At 73.3% G+C, this 1,009-nt stretch carries 1 protein-coding gene; it reads right to left on the bottom strand.

Annotation, left to right across the window (positions count from 1 at the left end; translation table 11 throughout):
* Window positions 1-1,009: hypothetical protein (locus G3I78_RS46345; protein ID WP_203616464.1), on the bottom strand; the 1,009-nt coding region annotated here is incomplete at both ends.

Raw genomic sequence — 1,009 nt, 5'->3', positions numbered from 1 at the left:
CGATCGTGCCGGCCTTGTCCGGGCGCACGGTGCGCCGGTGCGTCTGGGCCGAACGTGACAGCGCGTCGGCCGCCGCGGCAAGGTCGCCGGGCGTCTCTTCGGTCGCGTTCGACCACGCGGCGAACGCGCCCGCGGTCTGACGCGCGACGGTTGCCCACGTGTCCCGATCCTCGACCGGGACAGACCGCAACCGGTCCACCAGCGCGCGCAGCTCGTCGTACTGCTTGGCCCACATCTCTGGGTCCGGCTCGGTCGTCTCGCCACCGGCAGACGCGACCCGTCGGCCGCCCTTGGCGGCGTTCCACCCGGCCGCCGCGTCGCTCGCCCCGGCCGGTTTGTCGGGCCATCCGTCACGCAGCCGGGGTAGGGACAGGTCACGTGCGAGGTGGCCGCCGCCGTACCAGATCGGCCGCTCGCCGGCCTGCGGTCGCTCGGCCACCGAGTAGCCCGTCACGACGTCCGTCCGGCCGTCCGCGAACCGGGCGCGGACCAGGAGTCCGGCACGTCGCATGCGTCGCACGAACTCGGCTTCGTCCTGGCTCGCGCTGGCGCACCCACGCACCTTGAGTGCGAGAAGGTAGCGGGGCTGGTCGGTGCGCAGCTCGGCCGCGATGCGTGCCTGGCGGTCCGCGCCCGGCAGAGCAGCCCAGGAAGTTGTACAACCACCCTCGAGTCGGCTCGCGCGCTCGTACTTGGCCTGCGCCCGTGCACGCGCCTGCGCCTCGCGCTCGGCCGGGTCGTAGCCGCGCGTCGAGCGCTCCGCTCGCACCGACTCCAACTGCTCGAGGCCATGCTTCACCTCGAGCTCGCGCACCGCGGGGGGCTTGATGAACGTCTCGTAGGACCCGTCGGCCGCGGCCGCGTCCAGGAGGTGGGTCTTGATCTCGTCGGGGTCGACCTCGAGCCACCGGCGCCGTCTTTCGCTGCCGGGCTCCCCGATCAGCTCTCCCAGGATGCGTGACTTCCCGGCGCCGGCCGGCCCGTCGAGCACGATCGCGCGCTTTCCGTG

Source organism: Streptomyces sp. SID13726 (assembly GCF_010548375.1).
Taxonomy (GTDB): Bacteria; Actinomycetota; Actinomycetes; order Streptomycetales; family Streptomycetaceae; genus Streptomyces.
The sequence above is the reverse complement of the archived record's forward strand: the minus strand, read 5'-3'. Positions and strand labels throughout refer to the sequence as shown.